Source organism: Pseudaminobacter sp. Soil_N_29 (genome assembly GCF_057656055.1).
This window is the reverse complement of the sequence record NZ_JBDGLC010000009.1, coordinates 17,984-40,974: the sequence shown is the minus strand read 5'-3', so window position 1 is coordinate 40,974 and position 22,991 is coordinate 17,984. Positions and strand designations below refer to the sequence as shown.

At 64.5% G+C, this 22,991-nt stretch carries 21 protein-coding genes; 14 read left to right on the top strand and 7 right to left on the bottom strand.

Annotation, left to right across the window (positions count from 1 at the left end):
• Positions 1-152: 152 nt before the first annotated feature.
• A complete protein-coding gene (locus AC3A4H_RS19250; protein WP_487768146.1) occupies positions 153-1,970 on the top strand; it encodes an ABC transporter ATP-binding protein/permease in 1,818 nt (605 codons plus the stop codon).
• An 86-nt stretch (positions 1,971-2,056) separates the two neighbouring features.
• A complete protein-coding gene (locus AC3A4H_RS19245; RefSeq protein ID WP_348780401.1) occupies positions 2,057-2,449 on the top strand; it encodes a low affinity iron permease family protein in 393 nt (130 codons plus the stop codon).
• Between the two features lie 45 nt (positions 2,450-2,494).
• Here the strand turns inward: AC3A4H_RS19245 and AC3A4H_RS19240 are convergent, their stop codons facing one another.
• Together AC3A4H_RS19240 and AC3A4H_RS19235 are read right to left on the bottom strand one after the other, a co-directional pair.
• Positions 2,495-3,142, bottom strand: coding sequence for a response regulator (locus AC3A4H_RS19240; RefSeq protein ID WP_487768145.1), 648 nt, complete (start codon positions 3,140-3,142; stop codon positions 2,495-2,497).
• On the bottom strand, positions 3,139-4,500 hold the full coding sequence (locus AC3A4H_RS19235; protein ID WP_487768144.1) for a PAS domain-containing sensor histidine kinase: 1,362 nt from the start codon (positions 4,498-4,500) through the stop codon (positions 3,139-3,141). Before AC3A4H_RS19235 ends, AC3A4H_RS19240 begins: the two co-directional genes overlap by 4 nt.
• 459 nt (positions 4,501-4,959) lie before the next feature.
• Between AC3A4H_RS19235 and AC3A4H_RS19230 the strand changes: the two genes are divergently transcribed.
• Both AC3A4H_RS19230 and AC3A4H_RS19225 read left to right on the top strand, forming a co-directional pair.
• A complete protein-coding gene (locus tag AC3A4H_RS19230) occupies positions 4,960-6,069 on the top strand; it encodes a hypothetical protein (protein ID WP_487768143.1) in 1,110 nt (369 codons plus the stop codon).
• Between the two features lie 116 nt (positions 6,070-6,185).
• Positions 6,186-6,743 carry a hypothetical protein gene (locus AC3A4H_RS19225; protein WP_348780405.1) on the top strand — a complete coding sequence of 186 codons (558 nt, stop codon included), beginning with the start codon at positions 6,186-6,188 and terminating at the stop codon, positions 6,741-6,743.
• A gap of 73 nt (positions 6,744-6,816) precedes the next feature.
• On the opposite strand, the gene AC3A4H_RS19220 is transcribed toward AC3A4H_RS19225, so the two are convergent.
• A complete protein-coding gene (locus tag AC3A4H_RS19220; protein WP_487768142.1) occupies positions 6,817-7,263 on the bottom strand; it encodes a hypothetical protein in 447 nt (148 codons plus the stop codon).
• A 476-nt stretch (positions 7,264-7,739) separates the two neighbouring features.
• On the opposite strand from AC3A4H_RS19220, the gene AC3A4H_RS19215 reads away from it, so the two are divergent.
• A complete protein-coding gene (locus tag AC3A4H_RS19215; protein ID WP_487768141.1) occupies positions 7,740-9,374 on the top strand; it encodes an AMP-binding protein in 1,635 nt (544 codons plus the stop codon).
• Positions 9,375-9,380: 6 nt separating this feature from the next.
• Here the strand turns inward: AC3A4H_RS19215 and AC3A4H_RS19210 are convergent, their stop codons facing one another.
• Both AC3A4H_RS19210 and AC3A4H_RS19205 read right to left on the bottom strand, forming a co-directional pair.
• Complete coding sequence (locus tag AC3A4H_RS19210; RefSeq protein ID WP_487768140.1) at positions 9,381-10,667, bottom strand: GNAT family N-acetyltransferase; 1,287 nt, start codon at positions 10,665-10,667, stop codon at positions 9,381-9,383.
• On the bottom strand, positions 10,667-12,076 hold the full coding sequence (locus AC3A4H_RS19205) for a lipopolysaccharide biosynthesis protein (protein ID WP_487768139.1): 1,410 nt from the start codon (positions 12,074-12,076) through the stop codon (positions 10,667-10,669). Before AC3A4H_RS19205 ends, AC3A4H_RS19210 begins: the two co-directional genes overlap by 1 nt.
• A gap of 201 nt (positions 12,077-12,277) precedes the next feature.
• On the opposite strand from AC3A4H_RS19205, the gene AC3A4H_RS19200 reads away from it, so the two are divergent.
• On the top strand, positions 12,278-12,616 hold the full coding sequence (locus AC3A4H_RS19200; protein ID WP_487768138.1) for an antibiotic biosynthesis monooxygenase family protein: 339 nt from the start codon (positions 12,278-12,280) through the stop codon (positions 12,614-12,616).
• Between the two features lie 62 nt (positions 12,617-12,678).
• On the opposite strand, the gene secA is transcribed toward AC3A4H_RS19200, so the two are convergent.
• A complete protein-coding gene (secA, locus tag AC3A4H_RS19195; RefSeq protein WP_487768137.1) occupies positions 12,679-15,405 on the bottom strand; it encodes a preprotein translocase subunit SecA in 2,727 nt (908 codons plus the stop codon).
• Positions 15,406-15,640: 235 nt separating this feature from the next.
• On the opposite strand from secA, the gene AC3A4H_RS19190 reads away from it, so the two are divergent.
• The 7 genes from AC3A4H_RS19190 to AC3A4H_RS19160 all read left to right on the top strand — a co-directional run bounded on the left by AC3A4H_RS19190 (position 15,641) and on the right by AC3A4H_RS19160 (position 21,126).
• Positions 15,641-16,546, top strand: coding sequence for a peptidylprolyl isomerase (locus tag AC3A4H_RS19190; protein ID WP_487768136.1), 906 nt, complete (start codon positions 15,641-15,643; stop codon positions 16,544-16,546).
• 235 nt (positions 16,547-16,781) lie between these two features.
• On the top strand, positions 16,782-18,023 hold the full coding sequence (gene argJ / locus AC3A4H_RS19185) for a bifunctional glutamate N-acetyltransferase/amino-acid acetyltransferase ArgJ (protein ID WP_487768135.1): 1,242 nt from the start codon (positions 16,782-16,784) through the stop codon (positions 18,021-18,023).
• Positions 18,023-18,811, top strand: coding sequence for a GNAT family N-acetyltransferase (locus AC3A4H_RS19180; protein ID WP_487768134.1), 789 nt, complete (start codon positions 18,023-18,025; stop codon positions 18,809-18,811). Before argJ ends, AC3A4H_RS19180 begins: the two co-directional genes overlap by 1 nt.
• Positions 18,808-19,212, top strand: coding sequence for an 8-oxo-dGTP diphosphatase MutT (gene mutT, locus AC3A4H_RS19175; RefSeq protein WP_487768133.1), 405 nt, complete (start codon positions 18,808-18,810; stop codon positions 19,210-19,212). Before AC3A4H_RS19180 ends, mutT begins: the two co-directional genes overlap by 4 nt.
• Positions 19,213-20,463 (top strand): multidrug efflux MFS transporter, encoded by a 1,251-nt coding sequence (locus AC3A4H_RS19170; RefSeq protein WP_487768132.1) that lies wholly within the window; start codon positions 19,213-19,215, stop codon positions 20,461-20,463.
• Between the two features lie 81 nt (positions 20,464-20,544).
• On the top strand, positions 20,545-20,847 hold the full coding sequence (locus AC3A4H_RS19165; protein WP_487768131.1) for a hypothetical protein: 303 nt from the start codon (positions 20,545-20,547) through the stop codon (positions 20,845-20,847).
• Positions 20,848-20,934: 87 nt separating this feature from the next.
• On the top strand, positions 20,935-21,126 hold the full coding sequence (locus tag AC3A4H_RS19160; RefSeq protein ID WP_348780418.1) for a Flp family type IVb pilin: 192 nt from the start codon (positions 20,935-20,937) through the stop codon (positions 21,124-21,126).
• Between the two features lie 16 nt (positions 21,127-21,142).
• Here AC3A4H_RS19160 and AC3A4H_RS19155 read toward each other — a convergent pair whose 3' ends face one another.
• Positions 21,143-22,015, bottom strand: coding sequence for a methyltransferase domain-containing protein (locus AC3A4H_RS19155; RefSeq protein WP_487768130.1), 873 nt, complete (start codon positions 22,013-22,015; stop codon positions 21,143-21,145).
• Between the two features lie 74 nt (positions 22,016-22,089).
• Here AC3A4H_RS19155 and AC3A4H_RS19150 point away from each other — a divergent pair, with 74 nt between their 5' ends.
• Positions 22,090-22,863, top strand: a complete 774-nt coding sequence (locus AC3A4H_RS19150) for a ComF family protein (protein ID WP_487768129.1) — start codon at positions 22,090-22,092, stop codon at positions 22,861-22,863.
• Positions 22,864-22,991 lie beyond the last annotated feature (128 nt).

Here is a 22,991-nt window from a genome sequence, read left to right as displayed (position 1 = left end):
GCCGTCCTATAGAGCTAGTCGGATTTTGTCAGACATGTGGCGGTCTGCAATTCCTGCAAGTGGCTGATGCCGGCGGGCGATGGACGGAAGCGCCCCTGCAGGCGCACTATATTTTCAAGGGAGGGCGCAAACCCAAAAAAGGGATCCATGCCATGGCGGATCAGGCACAGGTCACGCCGCAGAACCCACCGCCGGCGGGTGACGAGGAAAGTCTGCGCAATCAGCTCGCGTTGATGTGGGGGGCGTTCGTCAAATCGCCGGTTCGCAACTCGCTTTTCAGCCTGGGCGTGGCGATGGTGGTCACGGTGATGACCACCGGATACGGCCAGGTCCAGCTCAACAGGTGGAACCGGCCCTTCTACGACGCACTGGAGCGGCGTGACCTGAAGGAATTTCTGCACCAGCTGGCGGTCTTCGCGGTGATCGCGATCTTCCTGCTGCTGCTCAACGTGGCCCAGACCTGGCTCAACCAGAATCTCCGGCTGAGGCTGCGCGAAGGGCTGACGCGCGACCTGATCAATGAATGGATGCGGCCGCGCCGGGCGTTCCGCCTGGCCAATGCCGGCGCGATCGGGGTCAACCCCGACCAGCGGGTGCACGAGGATGCGCGCCATCTCAGCGAACTCACCACCGACCTTGGCGTCGGGCTCCTGCAGGCGACAGTGCTCCTGGCAATCTTCGTGAGCGTGCTGTGGGGCCTGTCTTCGGGTTTCGTATTCCACGTCATGGGCCACAGCTTCGTCATTCCCGGCTACATGGTCTGGGCGGCCCTTCTCTATTCGGGAACGGCCTCGTGGCTGAGCTGGCTTGTCGGGCGCCCGCTGATCAAGCTCAATGTCGAACGCTATGCGCGCGAGGCCGAGCTGAGATTTTCGCTGATGCGCGTCAACGAACATATCGACGCCATATCGCTGGGGGCGGGCGAGGCCGACGAAAAGCGCCGGCTGGAGCTGGACCTTGGCGCGGTGCTGGAGGCGATGTGGAAGATCCTCAACGCGCTGACCAGGCTGACCTGGGTCACCGCCGGCTATGGCTGGATCACCGTCGTTGCCCCCATCATCATCGCCTCGCCGATCTATTTCGCCGGCAATATCAGCTTCGGCGGGCTGATGATGGCCGTGGGCGCGTTCAACCAGGTGCATGCGTCCTTGCGCTGGTTCATCGACAATATCGGCGGCATCGCCGACTGGCGCGCCACCTTGCTGCGCGTCGCGGCGTTCCGGGCTGGGCTGCTGAAGACCGACGAACAGCATGAGGTCGAAAAGCGGATCGATTACGTGAGGAACGAAGACGACCGGCTGACCTTCGACCGCGTCGAGGTGATATCGCCGAGTGCCTGCACGATGCTGTCCGAAGCCCATGTCGAGATATGTCCCGGCGACCGCGTGCTGCTGAGCGGCGAGCGCGGGGTTGGCAAGACCATGTTCTTCCGGGCGATGGCCGGTCTTTGGCCATGGGGCAAGGGCCGCGTCGGCCTTCCGGTCGGCGGCCCGCCTACCTTCGTGCCGCTGCGGCCCTATTTCTCGCCCGGTTCGCTGCGCGAGGTCCTGTCCTATCCGCGCCGCTCGGATACGTTCCCGGATGCGGACCTGGCTGCCGTCCTGACCGAGGTCGGGCTGGAACGGCTCGTCGGTTCGCTCGATCGCGTTTCGCGCTGGGATCGGGAGCTCAGCGACGACGAGCAGCGGATGCTGGCCTTCGCGCGTCTTGGCCTGCACAGGCCGCACTGGGTGGTCATCGATGGAGCGCTTGAGGCACTGGAAGCCGATTCGCGCCAACGGCTCCTGTCGATGCTCGAAACCAGGCTGCAGGGTTCGGCCATCATCAACATCGGCCGCGGCAACCAGGACCGTCATTTCTTCACGCGCGTGCTGCACCTGACCAGGGACCCGACGGGGCCGACGCTGCGCCCGCTGCGGGTGGCGAGCAGCGCGCCGATGGACATGGAGGCGGCCACGCCGAGCGTCTAGGGTCCGCGACCCAGGGTCCGCCGGGAACAATCCGCACCGAGTTGGCGTTGCTTGCAGGCTATCACCGGGGAGCCTCATAGACGCCGATGAAAAGAGCCTTCACAAGCATTGCCAACAACGTGGCACGGGCCGCAGGCATGCCCTCCACCTTCCTCCTGTGCTGCGGAACCATCCTGGTTTGGGCGGCCACCGGGCCGCTCATGGGCTTTTCCGACACCTGGCAGCTCATCATCAACACCGGAACCACGATCGTGACGTTCCTGATGGTGTTTCTGATCCAGAACACGCAGAACCGCGACGGTGCCGCCATCCAGGCCAAGCTGGACGAGTTGATACGCGTCAGCGAGGGGCGCAACCGCTTCATCGGCATCGAGCACCTGACTGCCGAGGAAGTGGAGAAGTTCAGGAAGCTGTGCGAAAGCGCGGCCGAGAAGGCCGAGCAGGCCGCCGAGGTCGTGGAACATGGAGCCCGGCACTAGATCGCGGCGACCCGGGGCCGGCGCGTAAGGCGCGGCCGGCCGGTGCTATTCGACCATCCAGCCCTCCAGTGTCGCATAGCGCACCAGTGCGGCCCGTGTCCGCAGGCCCAGCTTCTCGGCGGCCCTGGCGCGGTAGGTCTCGATGGTCTTGACGCTCAACGAAAGCTGCGCCGAAACTTCCTTGTTGCTGTAGCCCTTGGCCACCAGCTTGACCACGGCGATCTCGCGTTCGCTCAGCGCTTCGGAGCTGGCGGCATTCGTCTTGGGCACGCTGAGCACCTTGGCGGCCATGACCGGGTCGATATAGATGCCGCCGGCCAGAACCGAGCGGATGGCATGGATCAGCTCCTCCGCGGCGGAACGCTTGAGAATGAAGCCGCGGGCGCCGGCCTGCAGCAGCTGGTGAACATAAGCCGAATCCTCATGGACGGTCAGCGCCAGCGCCGCCACCTGTGGAAACTCCTGCCGCAACCGCTCGATCAGCAGCACGCCGTTTGTTCCGGGCAGGGACACGTCGACCACCGCCATGTTCGGATCCGTTTCACTGATGCCCTGGATGGCGCTTTCGGCGTCGCTTGCCCAGCCGACCACCTTCAGGTCTCGCTGCGCCTCCACCATGGATTTGACGCCGGCCAGCACCACGGGATGATCGTCCACGAGAAACACACGTCTGGGAGAGGGCGGCTTGTTCATGACACGGCCTCCACATTGGGGGACGGCGAGGGGAGCGCGGCGTAGACGGTGGTGCCCCGCCCGGGCGCGGTCTCGACGCTGAGATTGCCGCCTGCAAGCGCAAGTCGCTCGCGCATGCCCGACAGGCCAAGCCCGTCCGATCGCTTGGTCGCGTCGCTCGCGGGATCGAAGCCGCGGCCATCGTCCTCGATGGCGACGCGCACCCCGCCCCCGACCCACTGCACCGTCACGCTGACCGAATTGGCGCCGGAATGCTTGGCAACATTGGTCAGCGCCTCCTGCACCACGCGGTAGATGACCACCTGGTCCTCCTCGCTGAGCTGTTCGTCTAACACTTCGAGATGCGCATCGGCCGTGATGCCGAGCCGGCTGGCCCATGAGCTGACCAGGCAGCTGAGTGCCTGGCGCAAGCCCAGATCACTGAGCGAGGTCGGGCGCAGCGACGAGGCTGTGCTGTGCACCTCGACGCTCATCTGGTCGACCGTGGCGCGCAATTCATTGAGCTGAGCCTGCTTGCCTTGCGCCCGAAGCACCGGCTCAAGGCTCTTCAGGCCGAGCGACAGGGCCGTCAGGTCCTGGCCCAGCTGGTCGTGAAGCTCGCGGGCAATGCGCAGCCGCTCTTCTTCCTGGGCCTTGAGCAGCCGGCGGGTGAGCTGGTCCCGATCCGCGTCCGCCGCCTTGCGGTCGGTTATGTCGGTGAAGGCCACCACAGCGGCGCTGATGCGGCCGTCCTCGTCGCGTATCGGAGCGGCGTTGGCGGAGAGGCAGCCGCGGGTGCCATCCCCGCGCTTGATCCAGATCTCCTCGTTATGGGTGATTTCGCCCTCCTCGAGCGCGCGGATCAGCGGCCAGTCGCGCAGTCCGTAGGGGCGGCCGTCGGGGTAATATCCCCGGTAGTCGTCTCTGCCGGCGACGTCTTCGGACACCAGATCGGGAAGCCGCCACAGGTGCCGGAACTGGTCGTTGCTCAGCACGATTCGATGGGTGGACGCCTCGGCCACGGCCACGCCCACGGGCAGGTTCTTGACCACGGCTTGCAAATGGGCGCGGCTTTCCTGCAGCGCCTGATGCACGGCCAGCCACTCGGCTTCCGCTTGCGCCACCCGACCCGCCGACCTTACCAGTGCGAAGACCAGCAGCATGATCAGCGAGAGCGTGAAGATCAGCAGCCAGTCTTCCTGGTTGTAGTGGCGGTAGGTGGGCGTAAGCAGGCTCACCCAGATGATCTTGGTGACCAGGACCGTGAAGCCGATGGTCAGGGTCAGGCTGGCGAGCACCTTTTGGCGGTTGCCGAGATTTCGCGCGGCGACCACATGGGCGAGGTCTTGAAAGTGGAAGGGCTGCGACACTTTCGGCACTCTCTTTCCTTCGGCGGCGTGACGCGCCAATGGCTTCGATGCTGAAGGTCGATCGCGGAAGAAACGTTCGATCCCCGACGACCGTTCGGATTTTGAGCGCCCTCCGCCCGTCTGTGTCCTAGTCTCGGTCAGGTCACTTATTCGTGCAAACAAGGCAATTTGAGGATTGTCCCGTTTTTAGCACCGAAATACCGGATGTGACGACAGATTAAACTATAATCTACTAATTCATTTAATCCAAGTTAACCTGTCAGGTTTTTCCCGACGCGGATTATGGGAAAATACCTATAGCATTGCCAGGTAACCCTACAAATAAATGTGATAACCCTGAATTGTTATTCTTCGGGTGACAAGCAAGCATTGACGAATTGCGGGCGTTTCTTCGTTCAGCGAAGTCTCGCGTGGCAATTTTCATTTTCGAAATCGGATAATTGATCTTGTCAACGAAGGGAAACTGAAATGAAGAAGCTCTTCCTCGCCACGACAGCACTTCTCGCCATGACGGCTCTGGCGGCAGCCGGGGGGAACGGCAATGGCAATGGTAACGGTAATACCGGCAACAACAACGGTAACGCCAACGGCAATAACAACACCGGGTCGGACAACGGTAACGGCAACGGTAACGGTAACACCGGCAACGACAACGGCAACGGCAACGGCAACGACAATGCCGGCAGCGACAATGGCAACGGCAACGGCAACGGCAACACCGGCAACAACAACGGCAATGCGAACGGCAATGCCAATGCCGGCAACAGCAATGGCAACACGAACGGCAACAACAACCGCGGCAACGACAACGGCAACCTCAACGGCATCGGCAACGCTGGTTCCTACAACGGCAACCTGAACGGCAACCGCAACCGCGGTTCCGGCAACGGCAACGCCAACGGCCTCAACAATGCCGGCTCTTACAACGGCAATCTGAACGGCAACCGCAACCGTGGCGACGGCAACGGCAACGGCAACGGCATCGACAACGGCGGCTCGTTCAACGGCAACCTGAACGGCAACCGCAACCGTGGCGACGGCAACGGCAACGGCAACGGCATCGCCAATGGCGGCTCGTTCAACGGCAACCTGAACGGCAACCGCAACCGCGGCGACGGCAACGGCAACGGCAACGGCATCGCCAACAGCGGCTCGTTCAACGGCAACCTGAACGGCAACCGCAACCGCGGCGATGTCAACGGCAACGCAAACGGCATCGGCAACAGCGGCTCGTTCAACGGCAACCTGAACGGCAACCGCAACCGCGGCAACATCAATGGCAACGCGAACGGCATCCTCAACAGTGGCTGGTTCAACGGCAACCTGAACGGCAATCGCAACCGCGGCCATATCAACGGCAATCTGAACGGCATCGCCAACAGCGGCTCGTTCAACGGCAATCTGAACGGCAACCGCAATCGCGGCAGCATCAATGGCAACGTGAACGGCATCCTCGACAGTGGTTGGTTCAACGGCAACCTGAACGGTAACCGCAACAACTCCAACGTGAACGGCAACATCAACGGGCTGTTCAACAGCGGCTGGTTCAACGGCAACCTGAGCGGCAACAACAACTGAGGCCATGCCCTGGCGGGGTTGTTGTCCATCCGGGCACCGACCCCTCCAGCCATTGAATTTGTTCAGTTTTTCGACGCTGCGGCATTGGCCGGGCGCATCAGTTTGGGAGAAATGACATGAGCTACTTGAAAGCACCGTTCGCAGGCATCGCTGTTGCCTTTTGCTGCCTGCTGCCTCTTGAGGCGGCCCAGGCAGTAACCGTCAACACCGGCGATCGCAGCTATTCCGTGAGCTTCTCGGACAGCTACGGCTACGGCAACACCGGCACCGGCAGCATCGGCGCCTTCAACGGCGGCAACGGCAACATTGGCGCCTTCAACGGCAATCTCAACGCCTCTTCCACCAGCGGCAACAACAACGTTGGCGCCTTCAACGGCAACCTGAACGGTGGCACCGGCAACGGCAACGGCAACGTCGGTGCCTTCAACGGCAACCTCAACAGCGGCGACGGCAACGGCAACCGCAACGTCGGCTCGTTCAACGGCAACCTTAACGGCGGCGACGGCAACGGCAACCGCAACGTCGGTGCCTTCAACGGCAACCTGAACAGCGGCAACGGCAACGGCAACCGCAACGTCGGCATGTTCAACGGCAACCTGAACGGCGGCAACGGCAACGGTAACGGTAACACAGGGTCATACAACGGAAACAACAACGGAAATCGCAACAGGTAAAAGAAAATAAAAACCTCTGAAAAATAAGGAGGCGAAGATGAAAAGGATCCCGGTTGTGATACAGAGTGCGCCGCTATTCCTGGCGTCGGCTCTGTATCTGTCCTCGCCACTTCTTGGCGTTGTCCATTCCGCGGGGAACGGCAACGGAAACGGCAACGGCAACGTTGGCAGTTATAACGGCAATAACAACGGCAATGGAAATACCGGTTCCAACAACGGGAACAACAACGGCAATTTCAATGTCGGCAGTTATAACGGCAACGACAACGGCAACGGCAATGCCGGTTCCAACAATGGAAATGGCAACGGCAACAACAACACCGGTTCCGACAACGGAAACGGAAACGGCAACGACAATACCGGCTCCAACAACGGCAACGACAACGGCAACAACAATTCGGGTTCCGGCAACGGAAACGACAACGGCAATGGAAATACCGGTTCCAATAACGGAAACAATAACGGCAACAACAATTCGGGTTCCGGCAACGGAAACAACAACGGCAATGGCAACGGCCATCACAAGCCGCCAAAGCCCCCGAAGCCTCCGAAGCCGCCCAAGCCGCCAAAGCCGCCGAAGCCTCCGAAACCGCCGAAACCGCCGAAGCCGGAGAAGCCTCCGCATGTATTCGCTCATTTCCATAGGGATAGAAACGGCAGTGGCCCCTGGTTCTGCGGTGCCTATGGTCCGGGCGGAGTATTCGACGCCTATCTCAATTGCTCATACGAGGTGCAGCCGCTCTGGCCCGGCCTCTTTCGTTGATCGCCTATGGAACAGGGCTGGCCGCTAACGGCCCTGTTCCCGCCCGCGCCCGTCCCCCGCGCCGGCGTGAAGGCCTGGTTGCAGGAAGACCTCCTTTCTCAGGGAGGCGGCTCTTCCTGCGCCAGGCCTTTGTTTCGGCACTGGGGAAGCTTCCGCGTTGACGTCGTGCCCCCCGCAGCCTTATTCCAGCCCTTGCTCCTGCCCGTTTCCTCGGGCGCAACAAGGGTCCACTCTTGCTCGAACGGCGCGACGACTACGAGAGCCTCCACCGCGATTTCCGCTGGAACATCCCGGAACGTTTCAATATCGGCGTCGCAGTGGCCGACCGCTGGGCCGCGCGCGATCCCAGCCGGACGGCCTTGCTGGACTATTCTGCCGACGGCGACGCCACGCGGCTGACCTATGGCGAGCTTTCGGCCCGCTCAAACGCATTCGCCAATGCGCTGCGGGCACTCGGCGTCGCGCGCAGCGACCGTGTGGCGCTGCTGCTGCCGCAATGCTTCGAAACCGCGATCGCGCACATCGCCATCTACAAGCTTGGCGCCATTGCGGTGCCGCTGGCGCTGCTGTTCGGGGCGGATGCGCTGGAATACCGCCTGCAGACCGCCGGCGTGAAACTGGTCGTCACCAATTCGGCCGGTCGCGCCAAACTCGCCGGCATTGCCGCGCGCCTCGAAGAGCTGGAGCACATCGTCTCCATCGATGGCGACGAGCGCGGCGCGCAAGACTTCCATCGTCTGCTTGCCGGGCATCCGACCTCGTTCGTTCCGGAGGACACGACCTCCGACGATCCGGCGCTGATGATCTTCACCTCGGGCACGACCGGGCCGCCCAAGGGCGCCCTGCACGGACATCGCGTGCTGCTGGGCCATTTGCCCGGCGTGCAGATTGCCTATGAGTTCCTGCCCCAGCCGGGCGACCTGATGTGGACGCCGGCGGACTGGGCCTGGGCCGGCGGCCTGCTCAACGCGCTGCTGCCGTCGCTCTATTTCGGCGTGCCGGTGGTGGCGAGCCGTTTCGAGAAGTTCGATCCCGAGGCGGCCCTTGGCCTGGTCGAGGAGATGCAGGTGCGCAACGCCTTCATCCCGCCCACCGCGCTCAGGATGCTGAAAGGCGTGTCCGGCATAGGCAGGCGCTTCCGGCTCGGCCTGCGCAGCGTGGGGTCGGCCGGCGAGGCGCTGGGGCGCGAGACCTATGAATGGGCACGGGCCGAGCTTGGCCTGACGGTGAACGAATTCTACGGCCAGACCGAATGCAATCTCGTTCTGTCTTCCTGCGCCGTGTTGGGCGTGAGCCGCGGCGGCGCGATCGGCAGGCCGGTTCCCGGGCATCGGATTGCGATCATCGATCGCGAGGGGCGCCGCCTTCCCGCCGGCGAGATCGGGCAGATCGCGGTGCGGCGGCCGGACCCGGTGATGTTCCTCGAATACTGGCAAAACCCGGATGCCACCGCGAAGAAATTCATCGGCGGCTGGATGACGACTGGCGACCAGGGCGTGGAGGACGCAGACGGCTACTTTCATTTCTTCGGCCGTGACGACGACGTCATCACCTCCGCCGGCTTCCGCATCGGCCCCGGCGAGATCGAGGACTGCCTCACCGGCCATCCGGCGGTGGCGCTGGCTGCGGCCGTGGGCAAGCCCGACGCGCTACGCACCGAGATCGTCAAGGCCTATGTCGTGCTGAAGGACGGTTTTGCCGGCGATGCTGCGCTGGCCGACGAAATCAGGCTGTGGGTGCGCGAGCGGCTTTCGGCGCATGAATATCCGCGCGAGGTGGAGTTCGTCGATTCCATGCCGCTGACCACCAGCGGCAAGGTGATCCGCCGCATATTCCGCCAGCGCGCCAAGCGCGAGGCGGGGTTGTGATGGGCGTCAATCCGCCCGCCTGAGCAGGCTGCGCATACGGTTGCGCAGCAAACGCGCGAGGTTGCGGGTCTCGGTGTAGAGGTGCAACTGCGAGGCCGCCTGGCGGGTGGCGCGGTCGGCGTCGGGGGTGAGCCCGATCAGCACGGTGCCGACAGCGCGCCGCTCCGACCAAAGCCGGCTCATAACCGGATGGTCCGGCACTGCGCAGGAATCGGTCTCCATGATGTTGGGATCGTCGAGATGCTGCCTGGTCACCTCGATCATCAGGAGCGTGCCGGGCGAATAGGCGCTGTACCATTCGTCATAGGCGGTCTTCCAAGTATAGGCGACGCCCGCTTCGATGAAGACGATCAGGCAGGCGATGGCCTTGCCGTTCAGCGTCAACAGGTGGATCCGGCACAGGTCGCGCTCGGCCAGCCGGTGCATGGCCTCGCGCGCGAAGGCGGCGCGATAACGGTCGATCGCCATGGCGGTGCGCCGGCGGCCCTTCCAGCCGGCTGCTTCCAGCGTCAGGAACGTTTCGACAGCATCGCGGATCTCGTCCTGTCCGCGCGCCACGACATGCTCGAGCCTGCCATTCTCCGCCAGGCGCCGCTTCAGGCGCCGAAATTCGCGATAATGGTGCGAACGCAGCGACTGCCGCAAATAGTCTTCGCCCTCCAGAGTGCTTTCCAGAAACGGGCGCTCCGCCGCGTTGGCGGTTATCATCGTCAGGCCGCGTGTTTCGGCCACCCGTCGCAGCACGCCGGCGACCGGCCCGTCGAGCAAAATGTCGGGCACGACGAAGACCTTCGGCAGCTTCAGATGTGGCCGCGCCAGCATGGCGAAAAAATCCTCGACCACGCCTTCGGGGTCGTCGCGGTCCAGCAGCGGCGTGCCGCGCGGGCCGAACGGGTTCGCCCAGGCGCGCAGGATCGGCACGCCGAGCGGGATGCTCGGTCGCTCCACCGAAAAGGGCACCAGCAGCCGCAGCCGGCTGCGATATTCGTCGCCGTCGCGGATCACCGCCAGCCGCACCTCGCGGTCTTCCAGGCGGGGCATGGCAGGCGCCAGGAAGCGCGGGTTGAAGAAGATGTTGGATTCCACTGCCCGCGTGCTCAGGTGGTCCAGTTCCTCGACCAGATCGAAGCCGGCCGAAGCCGAATAGATGGCCAGACGGCGGAGCGGCCGCCTGTTTGCCGCAAGCTCCACATGGGCGGGGTCGGCGATGCGGTCGGGAAAGCCGGCAAGGCCGGCAACGATCGTGCTGGCCGGGCTGCCGCTGGTTTCCTCCATGAGCGGAATGGCTGCCATCAGCAGGCTCCCCGTGTTTGCGTGGCCGGCATGAAGATGGCCATGACGATGCCGAGCTTGCGCCAGACGGTGAAGGACAGCGCGCTGGCCTCGAAGGCCATGGCCGCCACGGTGGCGATCGCGGCGCCCCATAGGCCGAACTGCGGGATGAACAGCACGTTCAGGCCGACATTGATGGCAAGCGTCAGCGCATAGACCAGCGCGCAGACGTTCTGGTTGCCGCTCATGGTCAGCAGGCTCTCGCAGGGGCCGACCGCCGCGCGGGCCACCACGCCCAGCGTCAGCAGGAAAAGCAGCGGGTAGCCGGCGTCGAAGCCGGGACCGAACAGCATCAGCATCGGCTTCCCCAGCGCCAGCACCGCCAGCGCCATCACGACCGAGGGCCAGAACGTCCAGGACACGGTCTCGCGCGCAAAGGCTGCCAGGCGGTCGGGATCGCCATGGGTGAACTGCGCGTAGCGGTGGGCCACGCCGGCCTTGACGGCGAAATAGACAAAATGCACCAGCGCCAGCGTCTTCACCGTGGCGAAGTAGACCCCGACGTCCTGCGGCTCCATGTAGACGCCGACCATCAGCACGTCGGCATTGGTCAGCATGAAGAAGAAGCCCTCGACCAGGAAGATCGGCAGCGAGACGATCAACCAGGTCCGCAGATGTGTTTTGCGCGGGCCTGGACCGACCTTGTCGTCGACCCGGCCGGTGACGCTGACGAGCTGCGCGATCGTCGTAGTGTAGGTGGCAAGGATCGCAGCGCACACTGCCGTCGTGGCCGTGGGCGGATAGTCGAGCAGCACGGCGCCGGCCATGAAGACGAGGATCAGGACCGGACGGGTGAGATAGGTGGGCGACAGCGCCGAGAGCGCCCAGGAATGCGCTCGCGCAATGCCTTGCAGCACGTCCGAAAGCGCGATCATCGGCATGCAGAGGACGCCGAGCAGGAAGGGAATGACGTAGTAGCTCTCGATCAGGTCGGCGCTGAGCCAGATGCCCAGCGCGCCAAGGCCGGCCATCAGCGTGGCCGAAACCAGCGAGAAAATCCGGCTGGTGACGAGCATGGCGCGCAGTTCGGCCAGCATGCCCTTTTCGCGGTATTCTGGGATGTAGCGGATGACGGAGGTGTGGAAGCCGAGGCAGGCCAGATTGCCGACGATGATCATCGTCACCCACACCAGGACGAAGATGCCGTATTCGAATCCGCCCATCCAGCGCGCCAGAAGCACCTGGCTGACGAAGGCGATAACGGCGCTGATGATGCGGACGGCAAAGGCGATCAGCGACATGCGGCCGGCCTCGCCGCGTTCGTCGGCGGAGAACAGCACGGCGTCGATCTGGCTGAGCAGCGGCCGCAGGCGCAGCGCCAGCCGCGCCGGCAGAAAACGCTCGGCCGTCATTGCTGCGGAAAAGCGCACGCACTGCTCCCCGGAGTTCCACATGATCGCCGAGCCATATGCGAGACTCTTTAAGAAACGGTTCGGCGCCGCAGGGTGACTGATGTCGGGGAAATTTCGCCTTGACCTCAACTTCGGTTGAGGTTGCATAGCTGTGTCCGCTCAGGCCTCACCCGCATGAACCGCTGTTGGGGGGGAGGTCGCCATCTCGGAGAGGACACCATGCTTCAAGGCAATACAGGAAACGACCACATCTACCGTATGGATCAGTTCGCCGTTCCCGCGCAGGTGCGCGACGAATTTCTGCAGCGCGTGCGCCAGACGCATGAACTGCTGCGAAAGCAGCCCGGCTTCCTTCAGGATTTCATGCTGGAGAGGTCGTCGGGCGAGGGCGAATACAATCTCGTCACGCTCGTCGAATGGGAGAACGAGGCGGCCATCGAGAGCGCCAGGTCTGCCATCCGGGACATGCACCAGCAGATCGGCTTCAACCCACCGGAATTCATGGCAAGGCTTGGAGTAAAGGCGGCCATCGCGACCTATGGTCATCTCCGCCAATAGCAAAAAAGGCCCGACCTTGAAGGGTCGGGCCTCTCTGCGAGACGTTTGAGGTCGCTCGCCGCTCAGGCAAATGCGCCGTGGCAGTGCTTGTACTTCTTGCCGGAGCCGCAGGGGCAAAGCTCGTTGCGGCCGATCTTGCCCCAGGTGTCCGGGTTCTTCGGATCGCGCTCCTCGGCCGGCACGACACGGGTGTCGTCCAGCACCAGGGTGGCGCCGCCGTCGCCGAAATCGTCCTCGCCGGTCAGCGGGTCGGCATGGTGGCCATGCGCCACGGGCGCCTGCGGCGGCGGCGCATCGGCCGCCTCGCGCACCAGTTCCACGCGCATGAGCTGTGCGGTCACCGCCTGGCGCAGGTTGCCGAGCATCGCCTGGAACAGCTCGAAGCCTTCCGACTTGTACTCGTTGAGCGGATCGCGCTGGGCATAGCCGCGGAAGCCCACGACCGAGCGCAGATGGTCGAGGTTGACCAGATGTTCGCGCCAGAGATGATCGAGCGTCTGCAGAACGACCGAGCGCTCCACATAGGCCATCACGTCCGGGCCGAAACGTTCGGCGCGGTCGGCGGCGGCAGCGTCCGCGCGCTCCGTGATGCGCTCGCGGATGGCGTCTTCGCCGATGCCCTCTTCCTGCACCCAATCCTCGATCGGCAGGTCGAGGTTGAGATACTGCAGAACCTCCTGCTTGAGGCCTGCCGCGTCCCACTGCTCGGCATAGGCGTTTTCGGGGATGTGCTTCGCGACGATATCCTCGATGACGTCCTGGCGCATTTCGGCCACCGTCTCGGAGAGGTTCGCGCTGTCCATGAGTTCGAGACGCTGCGCAAAGACGACCTTGCGCTGGTCGTTCATCACGTCGTCGTATTTCAGCAGGTTCTTGCGGATGTCGAAGTTGCGCGCCTCGACCTTCGTCTGCGCCTTTTCGAGGGCCTTGTTGATCCAGGGATGGATGATGGCCTCGTCTTCCTTCAGGCCGAGCTTCTGGAGCATGCCGTCCATGCGCTCGGAGCCGAAGATGCGCATCAGGTCGTCCTGCAGCGACAGGAAGAACTTCGAGCGGCCCGGGTCGCCCTGGCGGCCGGAGCGGCCGCGAAGCTGGTTGTCGATGCGGCGGCTTTCATGGCGTTCGGTGGCAAGCACATAGAGGCCGCCGGCGGCCAGCGCCTGCTCCTTGAGCTTGGCGATGTCGTCGCGGATCGCCTGCTCGCGCGCGCTGCGCTCGGGGCCTTCCGGCATGTCGCCGAGTTCTTCGGCAATGCGCATCTCGGCATTGCCGCCGAGCTGGATGTCGGTGCCGCGGCCAGCCATGTTGGTGGCGATGGTGATGGCGCCGGGCTTGCCGGCCTGGGCGACGATGGACGCCTCGCGCTCGTGGTGCCGGGCGTTAAGGACCTCGAAGTTCTTGAAGCCTTCCTTGCGCAGGCGCTCGGCGAGTTGCTCGGACTTCTCGATCGAGGTGGTGCCGACCAGTGTCGGCTGGCCGCGCGAGATGGCCTCGCGGATCTCCTTGACGATCGCCTTGTATTTCTCCTCGACCGTCCGGTAGACCTCGTCGTCCTCGTCGATGCGCTGGACGGGCAGGTTGGTCGGCACTTCGGTCACTTCCAGACCGTAGATGTTGCCGAATTCTTCCGCTTCGGTCGACGCTGTGCCGGTCATGCCGGCCAGCTTCTCGTACATGCGGAAGTAGTTCTGGAAGGTGATCGAGGCGAGCGTCTGGTTCTCGGGCTGGATCTGCACGTGCTCCTTGGCCTCGAGCGCCTGGTGCAGGCCCTCCGAGAAGCGGCGACCGGGCATCATGCGACCGGTGAACTCGTCGATGATGACGATCTCGCCGTCCTTGACGATGTAGTCCTTGTCGCGCTGGAACAGCTGGTGCGCCTTCAGGGCATTGTTCACGTGGTGCACCATGGCCACGTTCTCGATGTCATACAGCGACTCGCCGCGCAGCAGCCCGGCATCGCGCAGCATGTTCTCGACCTTCTCGGTGCCCTCTTCGGTGAAGATCGAGGTCTTCTGCTTCTCGTCGATCTCGTAGTCGGCCGGGAGCAGCGTTTTGATGAAGCCGTCGACGGTGTTGTACATGTCGGACCGGTCTTCGAGCGGGCCCGAGATGATCAGCGGCGTGCGCGCCTCGTCGATCAGGATGGAGTCCACCTCGTCGACGATGGCGAAATGATGCGGGCGCTGCACCATCTGCGCGCGCTCGTATTTCATGTTGTCGCGAAGATAGTCGAAGCCGAGCTCGTTGTTGGTGGCGTAGGTGACGTCGCAGGCATAGGCCGCGCGGCGCTCCTCGTCGCTCATGCCGTGCACGATGACGCCGACGGTGAGGCCGAGGAACTTGTAGATGCGGCCCATCCACTCCGAGTCGCGCTTGGCGAGGTAGTCGTTGACGGTGACGACGTGGACGCCCTTGCCGGTCAGCGCGTTGAGGTAGACGGGCAGCGTGGCCACCAGCGTCTTGCCCTCGCCGGTGCGCATCTCGGCGATGCCGCCGTCATGCAGCACCATGCCGCCGATGAGCTGCACGTCGAAGGGGCGCAGGCCCAGCGCGCGCCGGGCACCCTCGCGCGCGGTGGCGAAGGCGGGCACCAGCAGGTCGTCTATATTGGCGCCGTTGGCAAGTTCCTCACGGAACTTCACGGTGCGGGCGCGCAATTCGTCGTCCGACAGCGCCTGCAGTTCGTTTTCAAGAGCATTGACTGCCGCTACGCGCGGCCTCGTCGCCTTGACGCGACGATCGTTGGAGGAGCCGAAGATCTTACGGGCGATGCCGCCGAGACTGACCATCAAAAGGCCTTTCAGTTCGAATTCGTGCCGACCGGTGGCGGCGGAACCCACACAAGGTCCATATAGAGCAGGTAACACCGAAAAGCGCCCGGAAAACGGTTCTGGACGCCAAGTCGAAGGACAGATAAGAGGGGCCCGAAGCGATGTCAACGTGGCAACGCCGCAGTTGCCCGCGCCAAATTCGGCCATATTTGTGCTGATCAGAAGGTTTCATCAATCCTACCGGAGACTTCCGATGCCCCTTTCCTTCCGACGTGCCTCACTTGCCGGCCTCGGCGTGATGCTCGCTCTGGCGGTTCCCGCCTCCCAGCAGGCGTTTGCGCAGGAAACCCCGCCCGCGGCGGAAGCTCCGGCCAAGCCCGTCGACCCCGCTGCCGTGGTGGCGACTGTCAACGGGCAGCCCATTACCGAAGCCGACCTGACGCTGGCCGAAAGCGACCTTGACCAGCAGTTTTCGCGGCTTCCCCCCGAACAGCGCCGGGCCGCAGCGCTGTCGGCAATCATCGAGATCCGGTTGATGGCAGCCGAGGCCGAGGCCAAGGGCTTCGACAAGGACCCCGAGTTCCAGCGCCGCATGAAGTTCCTCAGGGATCGGGCCCTGCACAGCCAGGTCGTCGACCAGGAGGTCGCCAAGGGGATCACCGACGATCAGGTCCGCGCTCGCTACGACAAGGAAATCGCCGACGCGCCGCCGGTCAACGAGGTCCACGCCCGTCACATTCTGGTGAAGACCAAGGAAGAAGCCGAGGCCATCATCAAGCAGCTCGATGCCGGCGCCAAGTTCGAGGACATCGCCAAGGAGAAGTCGACCGACGCCGGTTCGGGCGCCAATGGTGGCGACCTCGGCTATTTCGGCCCCGGCCAGATGGTGCCGGAATTCGAGAAGGCCGCATTCGCCCTCGAACCGGGCACCTACACCAAGGAGCCGGTGCAGAGCCAGTTCGGCTGGCACGTGATCAAGGTCGAGGACAAGCGCGTCCAGCAGCCGCCGGCATTCGACCAGGTCAAGGGCCAGGTGCGCTCGCTTCTGCTGCGCGACAAATATTTCGAGCTGGTCAAGTCGCTGCGCGGGGCGGCCAAGATCGATGTGACCGATCCCGAGCTGAAGAAGGCCATCGACCAGATGGACGAGGCGAAGTAATTTTTGCCTTTCGGCATACCGGACAGCGAGGGCGCGGTTCGGCAGAAGACTTCGAACAGGGGCGGCAAGCCATTTGCCACCCCTGTTCGTTTTTGGAAGTCCAGGGGCTGATCATGGCCCGCGTGCAAGGATAGATGGGCTTTACCGGGCAAGCTGGCCGGCGAAAACGCCTTGCGTGGCCTCGCGCTATCGGGCAAACGAGGCTCAGTTTGCGCCCTATGCCTTCCGAGGTCCCATGTCCGAGACGATTTCCCCCCTCGCGCCCAAAAAATATCCCAAGATGCCGTCCGTCGAGGGCGTGCGCATCGCCACGGCCGAGGCCGGCATAAAGTACAAGAACCGCACCGACCTGCTGGCGATGGTGTTCGATGAGGGAACCGCCGTTGCAGGCGTGTTCACCCGTTCGAAATGCCCGTCGGCGCCGGTCGACTTCTGCCGCGACAATCTTGCCGGCGGCAAGGCGCGCATCCTGGTGGTCAATTCCGGCAATGCCAACGCCTTCACCGGCAGACGAGGTCGCCAAACCACGACCCTGACCGGCAAGGCCGCCGCGGAGGCCGCAGGCTGCACGCCGGCCGAGGTGTTCCAGGCCTCCACCGGCGTCATCGGCGAGCCGCTCGATGCCAGCCGCTTCAGCCACCTCCTGGCCGGCATGGTCAAGGACGCCAAGGCGGAGCTGTGGACCGAAGCCGCCAAGGCGATCATGACCACCGACACCTATCCCAAGGTCGCCACCGCAACCGTCAAACTCGGCGATGTCGACGTGACCATCAACGGCATCGCCAAGGGCGCGGGCATGATCGCGCCCGACATGGCCACGATGCTGTCCTTCGTCGCCACCGACGCGCCCATTGAAGCGCCGGTGCTGCAGGCACTGCTGTCGAAGGGCGTGGCCCCGACCTTCAACTCGGTCACCGTCGATAGCGACACTTCCACCAGCGACACGCTGCTGCTGTTTGCTACGGGTGCTGCGGCCAGGCGCGGCGCGCCGAAGATTTCCGACATCAAGGACGCGCGGCTGGCACCGTTCAAGCGCGCGCTGAACAAGATCCTGAAGAACCTCGCGCTGCAGGTGGTTCGCGACGGCGAGGGTGCGCGCAAGCAGGTGGAAGTCACCGTCACCGGCGCCAAGTCGGCGCGCTCGGCAAAGCGCATCGCGCTGTCCATCGCCAATTCGCCTCTGGTCAAGACGGCGGTGGCCGGCGAAGACGCCAATTGGGGCCGCGTCGTCATGGCCGTCGGCAAGTCTGGCGAGCCGGCCGACCGCGACCGCCTCTCGATCTGGTTCGGCGACAACCGCCTCGCCGTCGAAGGCGAGCGCGACCCGAATTACTCCGAGGAGCAGACCTCGGCCTATATGAAGCGCGACGAGATCCGCATCCGCGCCGAGATCGGCATCGGCCGCGGCAAGGCCACGGTGTGGACCTGCGACCTCACCAAGGAATATGTCGCCATCAACGGCGACTACAGGAGCTGATGGCGGCGGTGGCCGGGACAACGCCCATACCGGAACTGGCGCGCGTCCGTCGCTTCGAGGCGGCGGGGTTTCGCGCCTGGCCGGCGGCTGCCGTGCATTATGACGGCACCTGGGTGGTGCGGCTCACGGCCGGCCACCCGGCCAAGCGGCTCAACTCGGTCAATCCGCTCGATCCGGGCGATGTCGGCAATCTGGAGGAGCGCATCGCTCGCGCTTCCCGCCGTTTCGGCGCCTATGGGCGGCCGCTTACCTTCCGGCTTTCGCCCCTGTCGGGCCCGGTGCTGGCGAGCTATCTCGACGCCGAGGGCTGGGACGTCTTTTCGGAATCGCTGGTCATGCGGCTGCCGCTCGATCAGGCCGGCGTTGAAGACGCCATGGACCAGATTCCGCTGAAGGATATCGGCCGCTTCATCGGCGCCGCGATCAAGGTCCATGACCTACCGGCCCAATTGCGGCCGGGCCTTTCCGAAATCATTGGCGCGATAAAGCCCGAGGCCGGGCTGTTCGTGCTGGAAGACCACAGCCATGCGCTAGCCACCGCGATCTGCGTGCATGACGGCGACCTGGCCGGCCTGTTCGAGATCGCAACCGAGGCCGCCGAGCGCGGCAAGGGCCATGGCCGCCGCCTCATCCGCTCGGCGCTGAAATGGGCGCGGCTGCGCGGCGCCCGTGAGGCGTGGCTGCAGGTCGAGGCGTCCAACGAGGCGGCAAGGCATCTCTACGAGTCGCTCGGCTTCACCGAGGTCTATCGCTATCACTATCGCAGACCGCCGGGGGCTGGGGCATGAGCAAGCGCATTCTCCTGGTTGCGGCCTGCGCGCTGGTCGACGCGGACGGGCGCGTGCTTCTGGCACAGCGCCCGCAGGGCAAGACGCTCGCCGGCCTGTGGGAGTTTCCCGGCGGCAAGGTCGAGCCCGGCGAGACGCCGGAAGAGACGCTGATCCGCGAGATGCGCGAGGAGATCGGCATCGAGACCAAGGCGGCATGCCTGGCGCCGCTGACCTTTGCCAGCCACAGTTACGAAGATTTCCACCTGCTGATGCCGCTCTATGTGTGCCGGCGTTTCGAGGGCACGCCGCATCCGCGCGAAGGCCAGGTGCTGAAATGGGTGCGCCCGCGCCAGATGCGCGACTACCCGATGCCGCCGGCCGACGAGCCGCTGATCCCCTTCCTGATCGACCTGCTATAGGTGGCGCGGCTGTCCGGTAATGCGTTGCAGGGCGAGGCGGCCGAGGACGGGCAATCCTTCCATTGGCGGCGGAACCTGATCGTCTGCCTGGTCGGTTCCTTCACCACAATCGTGGCGATGACGCTGTTGCTGCCGTTCCTGCCGCTCTATGTCGAGCAACTCGGCGTCACCGGCCACGCGGCCATCGTGCAGTGGTCGGGCATCGCCTATGGCGCGACCTTCTTTTCCGCAGCACTGACGGCGCCGCTCTGGGGCCGTCTCGGCGACCGCTACGGGCGCAAGTCAATGCTCATCAGGGCCAGTCTCGGAATGGCCGTTTCCATGTCGCTTATCGGCATGGCGCAAAATGTGTGGCAGCTGGTGGCCCTGCGGCTCTTTGCCGGCATCGCCGGCGGCTATGCCTCCGGCTCGGTCATCCTTGTCGCCACGCAGACGCCCAGGCAGCGCTCGGGCTGGGCGCTCGGCGTGCTGTCGTCGGGCGTGATGGCCGGCAATCTGGTCGGGCCGCTGATTGGCGGCGCGCTGCCGCAGCTCATCGGCATCCGCCAGACTTTCCTTGCGGCCGGCGCGGTGATCTTCGTCGCTTTCCTGGCGACCACCTTTCTCATTCGCGAGGAGGCGCGGCCGCCACGCGAAAAGGCAAGCAAGGGGGAGGGCGGCTGGGCAGCTATTCCCGACAAGCGGCCGATCATCGCCATGTTCGCCACCGGCCTGCTGCTGATGGTGGCCAATATGTCGATCGAGCCGATCATCACCGTCTATGTTGCGCAGCTCGTGGCCGATCCAACCCGCGTCACCATGGTTTCCGGCGTCGCCATGTCGGCGGCGGCACTTGGCGCCATCCTGTCAGCGTCGCGGCTGGGCAAGCTGGCCGACCGTATCGGCCATTGGACCGTCATTATCGGCTGCCTGGCGGTTTCCGCAGTGCTGCTGGTGCCTCAGGCCTTCGTCACTGCCGGCTGGCAACTGATCGGCCTGCGCTTCCTGATGGGGCTTTCGCTGGGCGGCTTGCTGCCCTGCATCGCCAGCGTCATCCGCCACAATGTGCCCGACCGCGTCGCCGGCAACGTGCTCGGCCTCTCGACGTCGGCGCAATATGCCGGCCAGGTCATCGGTCCGCTCGCCGGCGGCTTCGTGGGCGGCCATGTCGGCATGCGCGCGGTGTTCATCGGCACGGCGGTTCTGATGGCGGTTGGCGCGGCCTTCAACTGGCTGGCCCGGCCGGCCGCACACGACCGCTCCGATCGTTAAGCAATCCTTTAGCCAATCGTGAGAATTTGAGCCGAAATGGCTGGCTGGCCAAGGCCGGCATTGGTGCAGGGGGAAGTTCGGATGAGACCCGAGGAGCAGTGGGAACTGGTTCGCGGCGGGCGCGCTTCTCGCATCGAGAGCGCAGGCATGGGGGCGGTGCGGATCGCCTTGCTGTTCGGTTCGGCGGCAGTGGCCTTCGCGCTGCTGGCGGTGCCCTTCCTCGACGCCCAGACCCGGCCGCAGGTCTCCCGGGCCGGTCTCGACATGGTCAGCACCGGCTCCATCGACCGGGGCAGCTACACGATCCGCCGCAGCGTGCTGCAATCCTCGCCAAGCGCAATCTGTGTCATCCGCAACGACGGCGTTCGGCGCGGCGATTGCTGAGGCGGACCTTCACGTGCCGTTAAGCCTGTTCCGTTAACCCTTGTTAACGCGGCAGGGCTAGACTGTGGGCAAAGGGGTGAAAGACCGATGCGATCACTTACCCGGCGTTTCCTGAAGGACGAGTCCGCGGCCACCGCGGTTGAATACGGTCTCATCGTCGCGGTCCTGTCGCTGACGATCGTGGCCGGCGTGAGCAAGGCAGGCAATGCGCTGGAATACCTGTTCAGCGACTCCAACAGCCGCCTTGTGAAAGCCTTCGAGGGCGGCAACCCCAATTGAGGGCAACCTGCCGGCCTCAATCCTCCTTGGCTTCGCCAAGTATCTTTGCCAGTGAAACCTGGGCCGAGCCGGGCTTGAGCGGCTTCTGCTGCGAGGCGTCCGGAGCCCATCCCGACAGCCAGATGAACGAGAAGGTTGCGCGGATCCGACCGTCCGGATCGGAAAAGCGCTCAGCATAGATTTCGGCCGCACGGGCGAACAGGGCACGCGTTGCCGGCCGGCGCGAACGGGCAAGGAGGGCGTTGGCTTCGCCCATGGCGCGCAGGTCCCGGATCAATGCGAACATGTGGTCGTAGCGCACAGTCACCGTGTCGATGTCGGCCACAGGCAGTGCGAAGCCCGCCCGCTGCAGCAGCGCGCCGGCGTCGCGCACGTCGGCGAAGGGGCTGACGCGTGGGCTGACCCCGCCAAGAAGCTCGCTTTCGGCCGCCAGCAGGCTTTCGCGCAACTCCACCAGCGTGTCGGCGCCAGCCATGGCTGCCAGGAATAGCCCGTCGGGTTTGAGTGCACGGCGCGCCTGGATCAGCATGCCGGGAATGTCATTCACTTCCTGCAGCGCCAGCAGCGACACGATAAGATCGACACTCTCAGGTTCCAGCGGCAGCGTTTCGGGCATGGCCACCTGCCCGGGATCGCCGTTTAGGAAAGCCTCGTCGGCCTCGACGCGCTGCACCCTCGCGGCCTTGCCGCTGGCAAGTATTGCATCGCGTGCCGCCGGGGTGACGCAAAAGGCTGCGACCGCGTTCTCGAAGCGGCGCTCCACCGTTGCCAGGCGATCGGAGAGTTCCTCGGCGGCGCGGGCCAGAAGAAAATCGGCGCCGGAAACGGGACGCGCCAACGCGCGGCGCTTGCGGGCGATGAGGAGCTTGGTGTCGAAGAGGGGCTGCAAGTGCCGATATCCTTGATGTTGTGGCTGCGCCCGGCCTATGGTGGGCAAGCAGCCTGAACCTCGTGGCCGATCCGATGCCGCAATTCAAGAGCCTTGCCCTTGCTGCGCTGGATTGGCCGGCGCGCGTGCTGTTTCCGCCGGTCTGCGCCGGCTGCCGCCGCCACGTCTCGCAACCCGGCTCGCTTTGCGCGCAATGCTGGCCGCAGCTGCGCTTTCTGGAAAAGCCCTGGTGCGAGGTGATGGGCACGCCCTTCACCCATGATATGGGGGCTGGTTTCCTGTCTGCCGAGGCCATCGCCAACCCGCCGCCGTTTGAGCGGGCGCGGGCCGCGGTTTCCTACACCGGCGTCGCACGGCAAATGGCGCAGGGCCTCAAATATTCCGATCGTACGCATCTGGCGCCCTGGATGGCGCGCTGGATGCTGCGCGCCGGCGCCGAACTCATTGCCGATGCCGATGTGGTGGTGCCGGTGCCGTTGCATTGGCGGCGCTTCCTGCAACGCCGCTTCAACCAGTCTGCGGAGCTTGGGCGTGTGGTGGCCGAGCTTTCCGGCCTGCCATTCGCACCGCTGGCGCTCTCGCGCGTAAAGGTCACGCGCCAGCAGGTCGGGCTTCGGCGCACCGAGCGCGAGGCCAATGTGCGCGCCGCATTTCGCGTGCCGTCCGGGCGCGAGGTCGAGGTGCGCGGAAGGCGGGTGCTGGTGGTGGACGACGTCTACACTACAGGGGCAACCGTTGGCGCCGTGGCAAGGGCGTTGAAAAAAGGTGGCGCCAGCGCCGTCGATGTGCTGACCTTCGCGCGCGTCCTGCCGGGGGACTTCCGGCCCGACGAGGCAGAGACTATATAAGCGGATGATAGCCGGCGCAGGGACAGCACCCGTCGAGGGTAGACCGGGCACCGGCAGATTGATTTTGTTTGCGCATTTTCGTTCGGTTGGAGGGTCTCTCGGACAGGACAGGTTGCGCCGGGAACATT

Coding starts and splice junctions, on each gene's coding strand:
- AC3A4H_RS19245 (WP_348780401.1), top strand. CDS start 2,057: ATGAAAAGAGCCTTCACAAGCATTGCCAACAACGTGGCACGGGCCGCA.
- AC3A4H_RS19180 (WP_487768134.1), top strand. CDS start 18,023: ATGGCGGCGGTGGCCGGGACAACGCCCATACCGGAACTGGCGCGCGTC.
- AC3A4H_RS19160 (WP_348780418.1), top strand. CDS start 20,935: ATGCGATCACTTACCCGGCGTTTCCTGAAGGACGAGTCCGCGGCCACC.
- AC3A4H_RS19220 (WP_487768142.1), bottom strand. CDS start 7,263: ATGGCCGTTGCCATTGCCGTTGTTGTTTCCGTTGCCGGAACCCGAATT.
- mutT (WP_487768133.1), top strand. CDS start 18,808: ATGAGCAAGCGCATTCTCCTGGTTGCGGCCTGCGCGCTGGTCGACGCG.
- AC3A4H_RS19250 (WP_487768146.1), top strand. CDS start 153: ATGGCGGATCAGGCACAGGTCACGCCGCAGAACCCACCGCCGGCGGGT.
- argJ (WP_487768135.1), top strand. CDS start 16,782: ATGTCCGAGACGATTTCCCCCCTCGCGCCCAAAAAATATCCCAAGATG.
- AC3A4H_RS19230 (WP_487768143.1), top strand. CDS start 4,960: ATGAAGAAGCTCTTCCTCGCCACGACAGCACTTCTCGCCATGACGGCT.
- AC3A4H_RS19225 (WP_348780405.1), top strand. CDS start 6,186: ATGAGCTACTTGAAAGCACCGTTCGCAGGCATCGCTGTTGCCTTTTGC.
- AC3A4H_RS19165 (WP_487768131.1), top strand. CDS start 20,545: ATGAGACCCGAGGAGCAGTGGGAACTGGTTCGCGGCGGGCGCGCTTCT.
- secA (WP_487768137.1), bottom strand. CDS start 15,405: ATGGTCAGTCTCGGCGGCATCGCCCGTAAGATCTTCGGCTCCTCCAAC.
- AC3A4H_RS19190 (WP_487768136.1), top strand. CDS start 15,641: ATGCCCCTTTCCTTCCGACGTGCCTCACTTGCCGGCCTCGGCGTGATG.
- AC3A4H_RS19210 (WP_487768140.1), bottom strand. CDS start 10,667: ATGGCAGCCATTCCGCTCATGGAGGAAACCAGCGGCAGCCCGGCCAGC.
- AC3A4H_RS19200 (WP_487768138.1), top strand. CDS start 12,278: ATGCTTCAAGGCAATACAGGAAACGACCACATCTACCGTATGGATCAG.
- AC3A4H_RS19150 (WP_487768129.1), top strand. CDS start 22,090: ATGCCGCAATTCAAGAGCCTTGCCCTTGCTGCGCTGGATTGGCCGGCG.
- AC3A4H_RS19240 (WP_487768145.1), bottom strand. CDS start 3,142: ATGAACAAGCCGCCCTCTCCCAGACGTGTGTTTCTCGTGGACGATCAT.